This window comes from Nitratidesulfovibrio sp. HK-II (genome assembly GCF_003402415.2).
In the GTDB taxonomy this organism is placed as follows: Bacteria; Desulfobacterota; Desulfovibrionia; order Desulfovibrionales; family Desulfovibrionaceae; genus Cupidesulfovibrio.
Window position 1 is genome coordinate 3,080,595 of the sequence record NZ_AP036014.1, and the last position, 15,485, is coordinate 3,096,079.

16 protein-coding genes and 2 pseudogenes are annotated in these 15,485 nt (G+C 60.4%); 15 read left to right on the forward strand and 3 right to left on the reverse strand.

The features are described from left to right. Nucleotides 1-1,115: 1,115 nt before the first annotated feature. The gene (locus RVX_RS12960; protein ID WP_116306290.1) at nucleotides 1,116-1,538 is read right to left on the reverse strand and encodes a phage regulatory CII family protein; all 423 of its coding nucleotides are present in this window, start codon (nucleotides 1,536-1,538) and stop codon (nucleotides 1,116-1,118) included. A 59-nt stretch (nucleotides 1,539-1,597) separates the two neighbouring features. Here RVX_RS12960 and RVX_RS12965 point away from each other — a divergent pair, with 59 nt between their 5' ends. The 3 genes from RVX_RS12965 (at nucleotide 1,598) to RVX_RS12975 (ending at nucleotide 2,833) form a co-directional block, all read left to right on the forward strand. Continuing rightward, nucleotides 1,598-1,837 carry a hypothetical protein gene (locus tag RVX_RS12965; protein ID WP_012612796.1) on the forward strand — a complete coding sequence of 80 codons (240 nt, stop codon included), beginning with the start codon at nucleotides 1,598-1,600 and terminating at the stop codon, nucleotides 1,835-1,837. Between the two features lie 161 nt (nucleotides 1,838-1,998). Further along, nucleotides 1,999-2,295, forward strand: a complete 297-nt coding sequence (locus RVX_RS12970) for a hypothetical protein (RefSeq protein ID WP_116306292.1) — start codon at nucleotides 1,999-2,001, stop codon at nucleotides 2,293-2,295. Nucleotides 2,296-2,404: 109 nt separating this feature from the next. After that, on the forward strand, nucleotides 2,405-2,833 hold the full coding sequence (locus tag RVX_RS12975) for a hypothetical protein (protein WP_147307526.1): 429 nt from the start codon (nucleotides 2,405-2,407) through the stop codon (nucleotides 2,831-2,833). Between the two features lie 31 nt (nucleotides 2,834-2,864). On the opposite strand, the gene RVX_RS12980 is transcribed toward RVX_RS12975, so the two are convergent. Further along, nucleotides 2,865-3,272: a hypothetical protein gene (locus RVX_RS12980; protein ID WP_116306294.1), complete on the reverse strand. Its 408-nt coding sequence runs from the start codon at nucleotides 3,270-3,272 to the stop codon at nucleotides 2,865-2,867. 610 nt (nucleotides 3,273-3,882) lie between these two features. On the opposite strand from RVX_RS12980, the gene RVX_RS12985 reads away from it, so the two are divergent. From RVX_RS12985 to RVX_RS13040, 12 genes and pseudogenes are all read left to right on the forward strand, one after another. Then, a complete protein-coding gene (locus RVX_RS12985; protein WP_230404638.1) occupies nucleotides 3,883-4,389 on the forward strand; it encodes a S24 family peptidase in 507 nt (168 codons plus the stop codon). A 131-nt stretch (nucleotides 4,390-4,520) separates the two neighbouring features. Continuing rightward, entirely contained in the window at nucleotides 4,521-5,627 is a 1,107-nt protein-coding gene (locus RVX_RS12990; RefSeq protein ID WP_116306298.1) for an AAA family ATPase, read from the forward strand. 3 nt (nucleotides 5,628-5,630) lie between these two features. Next, complete coding sequence (locus tag RVX_RS12995; protein WP_116306624.1) at nucleotides 5,631-7,952, forward strand: S8 family peptidase; 2,322 nt, start codon at nucleotides 5,631-5,633, stop codon at nucleotides 7,950-7,952. A gap of 320 nt (nucleotides 7,953-8,272) precedes the next feature. Next, nucleotides 8,273-8,419: a hypothetical protein gene (locus RVX_RS13000; RefSeq protein ID WP_172596576.1), complete on the forward strand. Its 147-nt coding sequence runs from the start codon at nucleotides 8,273-8,275 to the stop codon at nucleotides 8,417-8,419. A gap of 2 nt (nucleotides 8,420-8,421) precedes the next feature. Continuing rightward, nucleotides 8,422-8,712 (forward strand): hypothetical protein, encoded by a 291-nt coding sequence (locus RVX_RS13005; protein ID WP_116306625.1) that lies wholly within the window; start codon nucleotides 8,422-8,424, stop codon nucleotides 8,710-8,712. 56 nt (nucleotides 8,713-8,768) lie between these two features. Beyond that, the gene (locus RVX_RS13010; RefSeq protein ID WP_116306300.1) at nucleotides 8,769-9,818 is read left to right on the forward strand and encodes a hypothetical protein; all 1,050 of its coding nucleotides are present in this window, start codon (nucleotides 8,769-8,771) and stop codon (nucleotides 9,816-9,818) included. Nucleotides 9,819-9,820: 2 nt separating this feature from the next. Further along, the gene (locus tag RVX_RS13015) at nucleotides 9,821-10,720 is read left to right on the forward strand and encodes a DUF1351 domain-containing protein (RefSeq protein WP_116306302.1); all 900 of its coding nucleotides are present in this window, start codon (nucleotides 9,821-9,823) and stop codon (nucleotides 10,718-10,720) included. Between the two features lie 16 nt (nucleotides 10,721-10,736). Continuing rightward, entirely contained in the window at nucleotides 10,737-11,642 is a 906-nt protein-coding gene (locus RVX_RS13020) for a hypothetical protein (protein WP_116306304.1), read from the forward strand. A gap of 29 nt (nucleotides 11,643-11,671) precedes the next feature. Further along, complete coding sequence (locus RVX_RS13025; RefSeq protein WP_116308222.1) at nucleotides 11,672-11,995, forward strand: hypothetical protein; 324 nt, start codon at nucleotides 11,672-11,674, stop codon at nucleotides 11,993-11,995. Nucleotides 11,996-12,153: 158 nt separating this feature from the next. Next, nucleotides 12,154-12,333, forward strand: a complete 180-nt coding sequence (locus tag RVX_RS13030; RefSeq protein WP_116308221.1) for a hypothetical protein — start codon at nucleotides 12,154-12,156, stop codon at nucleotides 12,331-12,333. 146 nt (nucleotides 12,334-12,479) lie between these two features. Next, nucleotides 12,480-12,665 carry a hypothetical protein gene (locus RVX_RS13035; RefSeq protein ID WP_147307552.1) on the forward strand — a complete coding sequence of 62 codons (186 nt, stop codon included), beginning with the start codon at nucleotides 12,480-12,482 and terminating at the stop codon, nucleotides 12,663-12,665. Continuing rightward, a pseudogene (locus RVX_RS13040) lies at nucleotides 12,662-13,732 on the forward strand (recombinase family protein); the annotation flags it as partial. The gene RVX_RS13035 and the pseudogene RVX_RS13040, both read left to right, overlap by 4 nt. A 427-nt stretch (nucleotides 13,733-14,159) precedes the next feature. Here RVX_RS13040 and RVX_RS13045 read toward each other — a convergent pair. Beyond that, nucleotides 14,160-15,254: pseudogene (locus RVX_RS13045) on the reverse strand (YifB family Mg chelatase-like AAA ATPase); the annotation flags it as partial. Between the last annotated feature and the right edge of the window lie 231 nt (nucleotides 15,255-15,485).

Sequence of the window (15,485 nt, forward strand, 5' to 3'; positions counted from 1 at the left end):
CCCTAGCCCCCGCGTCCTGCGTCTCATCTCATCCTCTTCCGCGCCGTGTCGGCGCATCCGGCCACGGTGCCCAAAGGTCACCATGGACAAGAGCCAACCATTCGTCGCGGCACAACCACAACCGCCCAGCGGATGGGAGGGAGTACAGCCGGGCCGCGCCAGCCAGCACCCTTCCGCCCCGTTCAAGCAGCACGCTCTGACCCACTTCGGGCAATGTGCCCGGCGTGCCGTCGTACCGCGTCCACGTGAGCGTCGTTTCCAACTTCATGACTATCCTCGCATGTCCGACCCCGGATTTCCGGAACCAGCGCAAGCTATGCAAACGAATTGCGCCCAGCCAAAATTTACTGAGGCTCTTTCTCGGCTACCACGCACCGACCCAGTGGCATTGCAGAACTTTGCCCGTTAATTCTCACACGCATCTCTGCCCTGCCGAATAGCTGTGACCTTGCCGCACGTCTTTTAGCGACGGCGAAAAAAAACGCCTTCCTACCGGACAGGGTGCCCCCCTCTCCCCCTCCCCTCCGGCTCCTGCCCCCTCCTCCCCCAGCAACGGGTCTTGCACCACTCGACGTGCAGCCACTGCCAGGGTGGCTTGGTGAAGGGGCACGGGCGCAGGTGGGGATAGCGGAGATACGCGGCGCGGGCAGCCTCCGGCGTCGTGTAGCCGATCTGCTCGGGCGACTTGGGGCGGTAGGGGCATCCACAGGGCACGCCCTGAGCATCGCCCCGCGCAGGGGAGCGACCAACCCCGGACGCACGCAGGCTTGCCACCCCTGCATCGCAGTGCCGGGAACCACCCGCCAATGGGACTTCACGCTGCCCGTACTGTCCCGTCACACGCGCCCCCTTCATGCATGGGCACACGGCGTCACCGCCGCGCTATCCCGCCTTGCGTATCCCTTTGTGGTTATTGCGCAACATCAGCAATTCATGTTGACCGCACCAGAAGTAGACACTACATCTCTTGAGAGCACATCACCTCCGATGTACTCCCTCTCTGAGGAGCCTCCGTCTGCACCACGGGGGCTTCTCTCTTTTCGGGCCAAGCACTACTGCGTCACAGCCAAAGTGGTTCCACAGTCCGCAGCCACACTACATGCCACAGTGAGCGCCTACCCCGCGCCGCTGTCCCGGTTTCTGGCACGCACAACCACGTCCTCCAGTTCCTTGAGTGCGGCGCGGAGCCTGGGCATGAGGTCGGTGTAGTGCCGCCCGGCCCGCGCGGCCTTGATGAAGTCGGTCACGGCCTCGTAGCCTTGGAGGCACTCGTCCTCCATGCTCCGGCCATCCGGCTCGCCGCCAAGGGGCCGCAGCCCGTAGCCCATGAACCCGGCCAACGCCTCCAGCGGGGCCACGGAGCCGCAGGCCCGCATCAGCGGCACCAGCGACTCGACGCCGAGCTTCGCGCCCGCGTCATAGGGGGAAAGCTCGCGCGAGAGCGTGGACTTGTGCTTGCCGATCTCGGCGGCGATGGCAGTCAGGGTCCGCCCCGAGTTCTCCACCATGTCCGCGATCACATCTTCCAACGCGCGCATTAAACAACCTCCTGACAAGTTTCATTTTCTCTTGGCGTTTGTCGGGGTAACGTGTGAGCATGGAAAAGAAGGTGCATGCCCACGTCACCAGCCGCCGGTGCCTGAACGGCAACCACGTCGCCCTGGTCCGCCTGACCTCGCCGGGAGACGTGGACTGGCGATCCGTCCTGCTCCCCTCCCCCGCGTTGTCCGGCTCGCTGCTTGATGCCGTGGTTGCAACGGCTCTGCGTCACCACGCGGGAGGGCATGGGGCGCGCCTGCGCGCCGAGTACCAGCTACGGCTGCCGATGCACCCTTGATGCAGGATGCTGCACCGCCAGCACCCGGCCAGCCTCCTCCGGCAGCAGCGCCCCGCGTCCTGTAAAAATCATGCTGCATAATTGACCTTGCCCGTGTGCCCGCCCTACCCCACAGGAAGAGATAACTACCCATCAGCACACTCATTCTCGCGGGGCACTTCATGAACGATCTCATCAGTACCGCCATCCGGAACCGCTGCTGCCTTTTCGTCCGCTGCGCAGAGCATGAATGCATGATCGAGCCACACCTTCTGGGACTCAGCGCCAACGGCAAGCTCCTGCTCAAGTCCTATCAATCCCCCATCCCGGACACGCCGTTCCCTGTTGCTGGCTGGCGGACCTACCGACTGGAGGACATCGAGGAGATCGAACTCACAGACATCCCGTTTCCCGGCCCTCGTGCTGACTATGACGCCACGCAACCGGGCCGCATCGCCAAGGTCATCTACCAACTGTAGCGGAGGATCACCCTCCCGCCCGCAACACCGGGGGCAGGTTGCTCCCGGCTGCGAACCCTCGGTATGGAGGCGGTAGCCACTCCAACCTTCTCAACCGAGGGAGGACTTCATGGACGCGAAACCCTACATGTCTGGCCTTTTTGCTCTCGCAGGGGCCGTAATCGGAGCAACAGCCGCCATTGGGACACAGGTATACGAAAGCCGTCAGGCTGATCTCAGGCATGTCCGAGGCCTTGCGTATGAGACCGCCATTGAGGAATGGCGCATTAAGGTTGAGACGATTCGATCCATGGGTGCATATGATTCGCTTCCCTACTTTGAAGACATACTTCTTCGCCATATGGCGTATGCATCACTTGTTTACCATCACGCACCTGACAAATTATCAAAGCAGAAGCGTGATGATTTTCTAGAATATCTTTTCGATGAAAATGCAAAACGCCACGATGAACGAATCAAGAAATCTCCATCCGCAGAAGAGATACATGCTTCCGAACAGGACTCCGACAACAAGACCAAGAAGCGCACTCACCCCTGACGTATGACATCCCGGCATGACAACCCGCCCTCTACACGCCATCGTGATGCAACGCAGAACTTCCTCCGCAATTGGGCCGGGAGCCTCGCCCACAGGCGAGTAACTTCAAGGTGCGTAGCGCCCGCCACAAGCCAGAGAAGTCCAAGGCCGGTGTCGTATAGCCGCCCGCGTGCCAGCCCCATTGCTCACGCAGCCACTCGATTTCCCGCTGGGACAGACCACCGCCTCGAGGGAGTGGCCCAACTTCCGGACGTGCTTCGGCTAATTCGTAGAGAGTGCGACGTACCTGCTTGAAGCGCAGCGAGCCCACGCCCTTCACGTGGAACCAGAACTCGGGCCGGTCTTCGTGCAGGAACTCGAAGTAGGCGTGGATGCTCGGCACAGGTGAGCCCTTGGCCTCCTTGCGCTCGAAGAAGTGGAAGCGCCCGAACATCTGCATGCTGCCTCCTGATGCCGCCCGCAGGCGGGTTGAAGTGACAACGCGGCCCGGCAGCATGGGCATGCCATGCCGTCAGGCCGCGTCGCGGGGTGGAGTGGGGGAAGGCGAGAGAAAAGCAGGGTACAGAAACGGCACCAACTTACCCAAAGTGCGCGAGCTCATGCCCTGTCGCCGTCCGAGCTGAATCCGTCGAATAATGTTAATGTTGACGCCAGATTCCTTTGCAAGGCGGTACGGCGTCCAACCTGACTCAGCCAGAAACCGGTCTATGTCTTGCTTGATGTCCATGGCTCAATGGTAGCCAAACGTAGAAATAGCATCAACACAAAATCTCATCATGGCTAGTAGCCAAGTGCCGACCAACATGTTCAATAGGAATATGGGATTCTACGAAGACTTCATCTCGGGTTTAAACCGCGCGATCGATGAACGGTTCGAGGGAAAGAAGTCTCGGCTGGCCAAGGCCGCTGAGACCCACACCTCCACTTTGTCGCGCCTTCTGGACAAAGAACGTTCCCAATGGCTCAACCAGATTGCCCGCTTAGCGGATAGCGCAGGCTTAACCCTCATTGACAGAGGAGAAAGCCCGTCCCCTCGCGAAGTCTGCTGGGTGGATGCCAAGGTCACCGCTGCCGGGAACGGCCTCCCCACGCCAGAGCATGAGGACTATTACGCCGTCCCGCTGGTGGACGAGGCCGGAGCCGGGCCGGGTATCATCCCTCAAGGACAGTTGCTCTCGTGGTTTCTCGTCTGGAGACATCAGGAAACCATCCGCCACAGGGCAGACCTGATCGCCGTCCGGATTGCCAAGGGGTCGGACTCGATGGCCCCAACGCTGGCCCCCGGCGACATCGTGCTCGTGGACAGGCAGGACAAGAACGCGGACAGGCCGGGGCGTATCATGCTTGTGATGGACCCGGATGGAGCGGGCAAGGTAAAGCGCGTGCATGCGCAACACCTGCCGGAAGAGAAGGACTACCGCCTCACCTACTACTCGGACAACGCGGCGGCCTACCCGCCCGAGGTATACAGCCTCAAGCGCGATTTCGAGGGTGATTGGCACCGGGCCATCGTGGGCCGGGTCATTTGGGCATGGAGTGATGTGAGCGGTAAGTAGCAAGCAAGCGTCTGTGCGAAATGGACATGTTACAAAATTATAAGATTTAATACAGAATAAAAACACACAATTAGATATGCTTGTGTAATTTTTCGTTTGACGCGTGATGCAATGTGTTCCAATGTTGAAAAATGCAGCACGTAACCGAACTTCTCGAAGAGCTCACAGCCATGGCGTCGCGCCGCAATGACCGCGAGGCCCTCACCGTTATTCGCAAAAAATTCAAAAGAATACACGCCGAAAACCCAGACCTTGCTGTGCGGCTCTCTCGCATCATCTCCACAACGGGCGGAACGGGGGCAACCCGGAGCTTCCAGAAGCTCGGCCACGAATTACGCGACCAAGACTCTGGTCTCGAATTAATACAGCGCTTCGAAGTACCCAAAGACTTCGAATGTCCCATCCTGCCCGCAAAAACTAAAGACGAAATATCCCGTTTTGTTTTAGAGAGACAAAACGCCCACCTTCTCAAAGCAAACGGCGTATTGCCACCATCCAGCTTAGCACTCATGGGCAGGCCAGGAACAGGAAAAACCAGCCTGTCCATGTGGCTTGCAAGCCAACTAGAACTGCCATTGCTCAGTCTGAATTTAGCGGCTGTTATTACTAGCTACCTAGGCCAGACTGGGCACAACATTAAAAAAGCTCTGGATGCGGCAAAATCTGAGCGCTGTATACTGCTTTTGGATGAATTTGACGCCTTAGGGGCACAACGTAATAGCGATAATGACGTTGGAGAAATGAAAAGGGTTGTAACCGTCTTACTTCAAGAAATAGAAAACTGGCCTGACGACTCAATAATAATTGCGGCAACAAACATGCCCGAATCAATAGATCATGCTTTCAAGAGGCGGTTTTCAAAATGGATAGAAATACCACTTCCAGACACAGATGTTCGACAAAAAATTCTACAAAAATATATATCAAACAACAAAATATCTCCGACATTGACCCATCTCATTGCAGAGATATTGGAATCATCAAGCGGAGCAGATATAAAAGAATATGCGAGACGATCAAAAGCCCGTGCTATCGTTGACAACATACGGATAGAAGAAGCAATGATGTCAGAAATAGCTGCTGAAATCGACTTCAATGAATTCTCAGAAACAGCAAAAAGATCTTTTGTCACAGCAGCAAGGTCCAGCAACCCTAGATTCTTTACTCTCCGAAAACTCGCAGAAATAATAGGCGTTTCACACACAACAATATCTAGAATTGCAAAATCAACGGAGTGAACAATGAATCAAGACAAGCTACCAATATTAGCCAAAGGAGAACAACTAGCCAGAGAAGTACCATACCAAGGCGGATTCAACGACAAAGACGCAGTATGGACCTACGAAGAGGCGAAAAGCAGACTCCTGCCCCAACTAGAAGCAACAACTCTAGCCGCAGAAGCCATTCCCCAAAACAAAAGAATCAAGAGCGGCGTTTTTTTTGCTGTCGACCTCGACTGCAATTACATTGCGAAGAGCTATTATCCCAAACAGTTCTTTGACAAAGCACAATGGGAACTTCACGGATCAATCGGAATAACCCAAACTGAACGAAACAACAGAATATTTGCAGATCCAAAAACCTCTAGAAGGCTTTTTTTTAAAGCTACCCCAGAAGCACTTAAAAAATCGCTCATCGCATTAAAAGATGATGCTTTCACTACAGACCAGGAAAGGAAGTCCATACAAAGAATATATAACATTAGGATGCATGAGCCTGCTGAAAAACTTATAAATATCAACACCGATTCCCCATCAATCCTAGAACTCATTATCCATCCTCTCGAAACTGACGACTGGAACACGCTCTTGGGAATTTTACAGGAAGAGCTAACGGATAAAACTTATCCCATGGAACTTTTCAAGTGGGATATGGGCGCACGACTCGGAGGCCCTCGCTTCCTCCCGATACGCGCATCAAAACAAATTGCTTTAGCGCTTGCGACACTCAATCCCATCAGATCGATTCGCCCAATGCCGCGAGTTTCATTCCCACGGTTTTCTTCATCCGGAAAAATTGCAGGACCAGAAATTGTTAAACCCATTGGCATACGCGCGGCAGACCTTCCATACATTGGCGTGTTTGACGGCGGCGTTGACACAACTATTCCCCAGCTTGGCCCTTGGGTAACCCAAGAAGAGATAACGCCACAGCCAGCAACCTATGAATCCATCGCACACGGCACAGCCGTGTGCGGCGCAGTCTTATACGGTGACAAGCCACAACTTGCGACAACCCCTCCAGCCTTCCGCGCAAAATCTTTTCGCGTTCTCCCACCCCCTAACCCCACATCGATTCCCGAACTCGACCTCTACGCATTGGTTGAAGCCATCGAACAGACAGTCCGTTCTGATGAAAATCAGAACATTAAAACATATGTTTTAAGCTTTGGCCCTGACCAGCCTATCGAAGACAAAGAAATTGACTACTTCACCTCCACACTCGACAGATTAGCGTTCGAGCTCGACGTACTTTTTGTTGTCGCAGCGGGCAATGCAGGCGAAGCCGCTTCTCCTTGGAACAGAATCCAACCCCCTGCCGACATAGTAAATGGCCTTGGCATCGGAGCCTTTGTACACACCCCAGACAAGAAGCCCGTCAAAACCCCATATAGCTGCCCAGGCCCGGGCCGATCAGGAAACTGTGTAAAGCCAGACCTTCACATGTTCGGCGGTGACGACAAACAACCTTTTACCGTTTTTTTGGCTGGAGACGCGGGGGGGTGCACAGCAACCCAGGGAACAAGCTTTGCCGCCCCACTAGCCTGCAATTTGGCCAGCCACCTTCTCTATAGAGTTGACGACTACTCAACGCTTACCCCGCAAACTGCAAAGGCTCTAATGATCCATAAGGCCATCACCCATGACGCCTGGAAACCTAATTGGGGATGGGGAGCACTTGATTACGACATCACAGAGCTTACGACATGCTCAAAGAACAAGGTCACAATACTTTATAATGGAGACCTCCCAATAGGAAGACGAACAGTTCTTCCCATACCACTTCCATCAGATACGATAGGGAAAAAAACTATACAACTCTCTTGGACAGTCGTGTACGCCACTGACATTGCTCCATCTATGCCTGATGAATACACACTTGGAGGTGCTGACGTAAAGTTCCGCCCACATTGTGACATATATACATATACAGTTGACAAACAACCATACACAGTAAACCGAGAGTTGGAAGCTGAACGGTTCAAAGCTCTTGTTGAATCAAATGTTATCGGTGAACACAAACTTCCAAAGCCGGAGTCAGTAAATTCTAAAAAATTCTACCTCACAGAGGCTGAACGGCGGAAATTTGGCGTATGGGACACCACAAAGCATTACTGGACGAAATTTAAACATTCTAGAACGCTAAAGGATCCCATGCTTGATATCCATGCGCAAGCTCGTTCTGACTGGCAGTACGACAAGTTCCGGCCTAGACATATCAAATACGCCTGCGTCGTAACCATTGAAACTCGCGCTCCTATCGATATATACAGCGCCATACAGGCTAAGATCCCTGCCTTAGTCCCCGTACAACTGAGATCGACGGCAAGAGTCCGGGTATAATGCGCCTCGGCGGGGCCCGCTACGTACCGCCTCCCCTTCATCACCGCCCTTCACCGGGCGGTGATTTTTTTGCCTACACTTTCTACGTATGGCAATTTCGCCTTGCGCAAAACTCTACATATGGCTACTATCTTTTCACCACCACCGAGGAACACCCCGCGAGCAGCGCCACCCCGGCAGAGCGGACGGAAGGAGCCGAGGGCGGTGGTGCCCAGCAAGTACCGAGCACGGCAAGCCGCAAGCCCTTGGGAGCGGGAAGGCACGCGACGGCAGGGAATGGGCCACGGTATCGAACCTGATTCATTACCGGCGGAGGGAACATGGCGACCATCATCACCAGAGTGAACGGCAAGCCCGTCTGGGCGAACAGCGCCGACATGCTGGCCCTGCTCATCGTGGCCATGCAGATCGGGGCGCTCAGCGCACAGGCCCGCACGTGGCAGCGCGCGCAGGGATGGAGGCAGTGACCATGCAGTGGTTCACCATCGCCTACACCCGCGAGGGCGCAGACCGCATCCACCTCGAAACGGTCGAGCACCCCAACGAAGTCGAGGCATGGGGCTACGCCGTGGACATGGCCGACACCGGCTGCGAGGTCGAGATCATGCCCCACTACTTCTGCATCCCCTCGTACCACGGCCACAGCTTCCGGCGCGAAGTCAGGGACGCCAGCGCCCGCGCCGATGCGGTCAACTGGCACCACAAGGGGCTCGCAGCCCGCGAGCGCCTGAAACAGGTGGCCCAGGCAACGGCGACCTAACGCCCCGCGCGGCCCCCACCCGCACCTTTCCCACATCCCTGTCACGGGAGGACAGCATGAACCAGGCACAGACTCTTGCGCCCATCTCGCCTCACGCCCCGGCCCCGGCCAACTACATGCCGGTGACCGACCTTGTGGCGCAGGTGGGGCACATCCAGCAGGTGATGCACGCCGTCATGAAGGACGGCGAACACTTCGGGAAAATCCCCGGCTGCGGCGACAAGCCCACCCTGCTCAAGGCCGGGGCCGAGAAGCTGGCCATGACGTTCCGGCTCGCGCCCGAATACGACATCCAGGAGCGCGAGATGCCCGGCGGGCACCGTGAGTACCGCGTGATGGTCCGGCTCGTGTCCATCCTCACCGGCGTCATGGTCGGCGCGGGCGTGGGCCTGTGCTCCACCATGGAGGGAAAGTACCGTTACCGCGCCGGTGATGGCGAGATCACCTCCGTCCCCGTGCCCAAGAACTACTGGGACACCCGCCGCAGCGACCCCACCGCCGCCGCCCGCATCCTGCGCGAGATCGCCAACAAGGCCGGTCTGCCTGGCTCCAAGTTCGGCACCAAGAAGGACGCGGAAGGGCGCTGGATGATCAGCACCCACGGCGAGCGCGTCGAGCACGACAACCCCGCCGACTACTACAACACGGTGCTCAAGATGGCGAAGAAGCGCGCCCTCGTGGACGCGGTTCTCACCTCCACTGCCGCCTCCGACATCTTCACGCAGGACATCGAGGACATGCCCGAGGTCATTCCCGGTGCCGGTGCCGCCACCTCCTCGCAGCAGCAGAAGCCCCAGGGCACGGGCAAGAAGACCACCACGCCGCAGCAGGGCAACCAGCAGCCCGCCCACAACCCGGACCAGCCCCCGGCCCCCTCTGCCGCACAACTCGCCATGCTGCGCAACGAGGGCAAGAAGGCCGGGCTCGATGAGGTGGCACTGGTCTCCCTCGCGCGCCACATGACCGGCGACGACTCGATCCAGAGCATCGACCAACTCACCAAGCCCGAAACCACCCAGATGATCGACGGCATCAAGTCCGGTGCGCTGCTCAACATCCCGCCCGATGCCAACCAGCAGATGGGCGACATGCCCTCGGGGTTCTAGCCATGACCGAACCGAAGATCACCGAAACCCTGCCCGCCATCTCGTTCAACGCCGAGGAACTCGAAGCGTGGGTGCGGGCCATCGTGGCCAACTACGAGGGGCTCGTGGTCACCGAGGACATGGTGCCCGCCATCAAGTCCGAGATGGCGGGCCTGAACAAGGTGCGCGACCGGCTCGAAGCGGCCCGCAAGGAAGCAGTGCGCCGGGTCAGCGCCCCGATCAGGGAGTTCGAGGACCGGATCAAGGCGGTCACCGCCATCATTGTGGAGGCCCGCGCCGGACTCGATGCGCAGGTGAAGGCGTTCGAGGAACTCCAGCGCGCGGACAAGCGCCGGGAAGTCCAATTCCTCATTACGGCCACCCTCGATGAACACGGGCTGCCCGGCCTCGACATCCCGATTCAGGATGCCTGGCTGAACAAGACCAAGCCCCTCAAGACCGTCAAGGCCGAGGTCGAGGCTATCATCCTGCGCCACATCCAGCAGGAGCGGGAACGCGCCGCCCTCGAACAGGCGCAGCAGGACCGGGCCGTGGCCATCGAACAGAAGGTCGAAGCACTGGCCGAAATCTACGGCTTCTCCCTCCCGGCCTCGTCCTTCCTGCGCTTGCAGGACTTGCAGGTGCCCCTAGCCGAAGCCCTGACCCAGATCGAGCAAGCCTACTCGGCGCGAGCGCAGGCCATGCGCATCGCCCCGGCGGCTCCCGCCGCCACCCCGCCCCGGTCCGCGCAGGTGCTCCAGCCCGTGGCCCCCACTGCCGCGCCCGGACGCCCCCTGCGCAAGACGCTGACCATCACGCTCGAATACGACGCCATGCGCGAGCCCGCTGTACTGGCCTCGCTCCGGCATCTCGAAAGCCTCTGCGCGTCGTTCACCCGCACCCCCGGCATGCGCGCCGCGTAGCCGGAAAGGAGGCCCCATGGCCCGCAAGAAGAAGGAAAAGGCCCCGGTTCAGGCCGATCTTCCCGAGAACACCGTCTTCATCACCATCACCGCCGACATCCTCCAGGAGACCGACGCCGCGATCCTGATCCGCTGCGGCGAGGTCGAGGACTGGTTGCCCCACAGCCAGATCGAATTCATCGGCACCAAGGGCGACACCGGCGTGGTCATCAACCTGCCCGAGTGGCTGGGCGACGAGAAGGGCCTGACCGACGGCATGGGCGCGGCCCCGGCTCCGGTCGATGCCGAGCAGGACGACGCCTCCGGCGAAGACGACGCGGCAACCGAAGAACCCGGCGCGTCGGCAGCCGCCAATGACAGGAACTGGCTGCGGCAGGAAACGATCACCGTCACGCAGGAACTGACGCAAGCCGAGAAGGCCGAGTACGCCGACGAGATGGCCCGGCTCGATGACGAGATCGAGGAACTGGAAACCGAGCGTGACCGGGTGAGCAAGGCGTTGAAGAAGCAGATCGACGCCAAGGAAGATGAACGCCGCGCCCTGTCCAAGGTCGTGCGCGAAGGCACCGAGACGCGCGAAATCTTCTGCGACCTAGTGGCCGACTACAACACCTGCGAAATGGTCTGGACCGACGCCCATCCGCCCCACGAGGAAGTGCGGCGCCGCAAGATGACTGCCGAGGAACGGCAACTTCCGCTGACCATGAACACCCGCCCGGCCCCGGCGGACCAACCTGCGGGCGACGAGGCCGACAACGGCGAGGAAATGCCCGAGGACGCCCCCGGCTTCGATGCCTACGACGACGGGGCAACCGGCGATCACGAGCCGGACGATGGCGGGCCGGATGATTCCGACCTTGATCCCGACTACCCCCACATTCCGCCCATGGCCGCACACGCCGAAGCCGAAGCGGTGCAGTAACCGACCACCCCTGACCCAAGGAGCAAGACATGACTGGTGAAGCTGGTTTTCTGGGAATTCTGGCCAAGATGGGGATGGAGGACTGCGCCTGCGAACGGAAGCGCGCCAACTTCCCGAAGTTCGAGAACGAAGGCGAGGCCCTTGCCTACGCCAAGCGCATCGCCACACTCAAGCCCGGCGAGATCGTGATGTTCGGCAATCAGGCCGAAGACCTCACCACCGCCGTGTACATGCGCCCCATTGAAGGTGGCCAACGGGCGTTTGTCCTCAAGCTGGACGGGGACAAGGAAGTCTCGGGAACGGCGTGCCCCTGGGCCGCCCTGTGGTTCCCCGACATGGTGAAGGCCTCCTGACCCGGCACAGCCGTGGCGACCGGGCATCCTCCCTTCCGTGCCGGGTCGTCACGGCCAACCGGGCAGCGATCACACGCAACTAGCAGGGCCTGTCTCGCTGTCCGGGCTTGAGGAGCCCGCCGGGGGGTGCAAGCCCCCCGGCAAAGGAGGTCACCTGAATGCATGAAGGCAACGAGGCCGCACCGGCCAAGAAGCCCCGCCCCACCAAGAACTTCGCCGCCATCAACGGGGCCTGCAAGATGGCCCGACTGACCGACGGCAGCAAACCCAGGGCATGCCCCCATTGCGGCACCAACTCCAAGCTCCGGACGTGCCCGTTCTGCCACCGCAAGAAATAGTTCCCTCCCCCCAACACCCGCAGCGACAAAACACCCCTCCTCCGTCGCTGCGGGCACTCCGGCCACACCGCTCCGGTATGGTCGGACGGGGGGGGCCAGCCCCCCCAAGCCGCTTGCCAATAGCCCTCAGCAAGGAGATGCAGGACATGAAGCCGACTGCCCAACACCACGACATGACCAAGGTTGCGGCCCTGGCCCTGCGAGTGGGGCAGGAGCGCCAGCGAAAGCTCAAGGCTCTGCGCACGGCGTTCAAGACCGGAGACACCATGCGGGCGTTGTCCATCGCTCGCGAGCTCTGCGGCATCGAAGAGAAGGAAGTGACCGAGCAATGATCCCCGTCGTTGAACTCCTGCGCGTCTCGACCCTTGAACAGGGGGGCGAGGACCGCGCGGGGATTCCCCGCCAGATCGAGGCGAACCGCCGGACGGTCGAACGCTGCGGCCTGAACGTCCTCAGCACGATCCGTCTCATCGACGTGTCCGGGGCATCCGTCATGCATGCCCCTGAGATCGGCGAGATGCTCTCCCTGCTCCGTACTGGCCGGGCGCAGGGCATCGTGTGCGCTGACTTCGACCGACTGCTGCGACCGGACGACTTCCGCTCCCTCGCCATCCTGCAAGACATCAGGGAGGCAGGGGCGCTCATCTACCTGCCCGACCAGATCATCGACCTGAACACCCAGAGCGGCTACCTCATCTCCGGCATCAACTCGATCATCGCCGGGAACGAACTCGCCCAGATCAAGAAACGCATGCACGGGGCCAAGGAGGAAAAGCGGCGCCAGGGGAAGCACCCCGGCAACCACCTCTCCCTCCCCTTCGGCGTGGGCTACGACAGGAAGGCCGAACGGTATTTCTACACCGACGACGCGGAGAAGGTCCGGCAACTGTTCGATCAGTTCCACGGCCACCGGGTGCACAACTACACCGAGTTGGCCCGGCGGCTTGGGTTCTCCTCGAACGTCACCGTGCGGAACCTGCTCTCGAACGAAATCTACATCGGATACCGCCACTACAAGCAGAAGCGCGCCCCCGAACGGAAAGTGCGAGAAGACGGACGACAGAAGGACAAACGGAAGGTGCCCCGCGCGCCGGGAGAGATCATCCGCGTGAAGGTGATCGATAACCCACTGGTGCCCGAAGAGGTGTTCTGGGAGGTTCAGGACATCATCCACAACAGGTGGAACGACTTCACGGACAGGAAAGGCGCGAGCAAGCGCCTCTTTCTCTATGCGGGCCTGTTGCGCTGCGGGATATGCGGCAGTCCCATGTACACGGTGCCAGGCGGAAAGGCTGGCCCCAACAAGGACTATTACTACTGCCGGAACAAGGCCCACCACTGGAGGCAAAAAGGCGTGCCGCCGTGCCCGTCCTCCTACCTCCGCCGTGAACCCGTCGAAGAGATGCTCGCCAGCTTCATTGCCGAGAACCTCTCGAACCCCGACTTCGTGCTTGCCGGGCTGGTTGCCTTGTTTGAGTCGCGCGACGGATGTCATGTCGAACACGAGCGCGCCGATCTCGACCGGCGTCTTGTCGCGCTCAAGCAGAAGAAGGCGAAGCTGGCCACCTTGGTGGTGGATGGGGTGTTCACGCTGGAGGATGTGGCCGGAAAGGCCAAGGCCATGCAAGAGGAGATCGGGCAGCTTGAGGCGCGCCGGGAGGCGTTGGCCGTGCCCCCTGAACCCGAGCGACCGGAGGACTACCGAGAGGCAGTGGAGGCCATGGCCGCCGCGTTCACCGAGTTCCCCTTCTGGTCCAAGGAAGAGCGCCGGGAATTCCTGAAAATTCAGCGGCCGGAGTTCTGGATCACCACCGAAGGGGTCACGCGGTACAGCATTCCTGTCTGCAAGAACTCAAGCCAGATGGGCAGGGGTTCATGGCCGCCACCAGCATGCTGTCCGCCGGGTAGGTCAGCGAGACGGCGGCGCGGGCGATGGTCACCACGCCGTCTTCCAGCGGCTGGCGCATCACCTCCAGCGCGGTCTTGCGAAATTCCGGCAGCTCGTCCAGAAACAGCACCCCGCGATGGGCCAGGGAAATCTCTCCGGGGCGCGGGTTGGCCCCGCCGCCCACCAGGCCGTAGTCCGACACGGTGTGATGCGGCGCGCGAAAAGGGCGGCGGGTGATCAGCCCCTGCCCGTCCAACAGGCCCGCCACGCTGTAGATGGTGGTCACGTCCAGCGCCTCCTCGAAGGAGAGCGGCGGCAGCACCGTGGGTATGCGCTGGGCCAGCATGGTCTTGCCGCTGCCGGGCGGGCCGATGAACAGCAGGTTGTGCGCGCCCGCCGCCGCGATCTCGATGGCCCGCTTGGCGTGCTCCTGTCCCTTCACCTCGGCGAAGTCCACGTGCCAGTCCGGGCCGCGCTCCCACGCGGCGCGCCCGCCCGAAGGCACGGCCGCAATGTCCGCCTGCCCGGCCAGGAAGGCGGCCGCCTCGCCCAGCGAGCGCACCGGGTACACCGGCAGCCCTTCCACCACGGCGGCCTCGGCGGCGTTGTCCGCCGCCACCAGCATGCCGCGCGCCCCTTCGGCGCGGGCGCGCACGGCCACGGGCAGAACGCCCGGCACGGGCTTCAGTTCGCCGGTCAGGGAAAGTTCGCCCAGCAGAAACCACCCGTCGGTACAGCCCTGGGGCAGTATCTCGGCGGCGGCCAGCAGGCCGATGGCAAGGGGAAGGTCGAAGCCGCTGCCGCTCTTGCGGCGGTCGGCGGGGGCGAGATTGACGGTGATGCGCGCGGGCGGCAGGCGCAGGTTGCAGGCCCGCATGGCGGCGAAAACGCGCTCGCGCGATTCGCGCAGCGCCCCTTCCGCCAAACCCACCATGACGAAGGCGGGCATGCCCTGGCGGGCAAGATCAACCTCCAGGTCCACCCGGAAGGCGTCCACCCCTTGCAGGGCGGCGCAGGCCACGCGAACGATCATCAAGCCCCCTGCGCGGAAAGAGTGAGGAGCGGGCGGAACCGGATGCGGACGGCGCGGGCACGACAGGACATGCCAAGACATGGCAGGGTGCGGCGCGGCCGGGGGCGCATCGCGGATGCAGGACATGCACCCGGCGATACCGAACAACCACTAAAGCAAAACGCCCCGCCCCGCAACGGCGCGCGGGACGGGACGAATGTGATGCGAATGCGAAGCGGCTGTCCGCTCCGG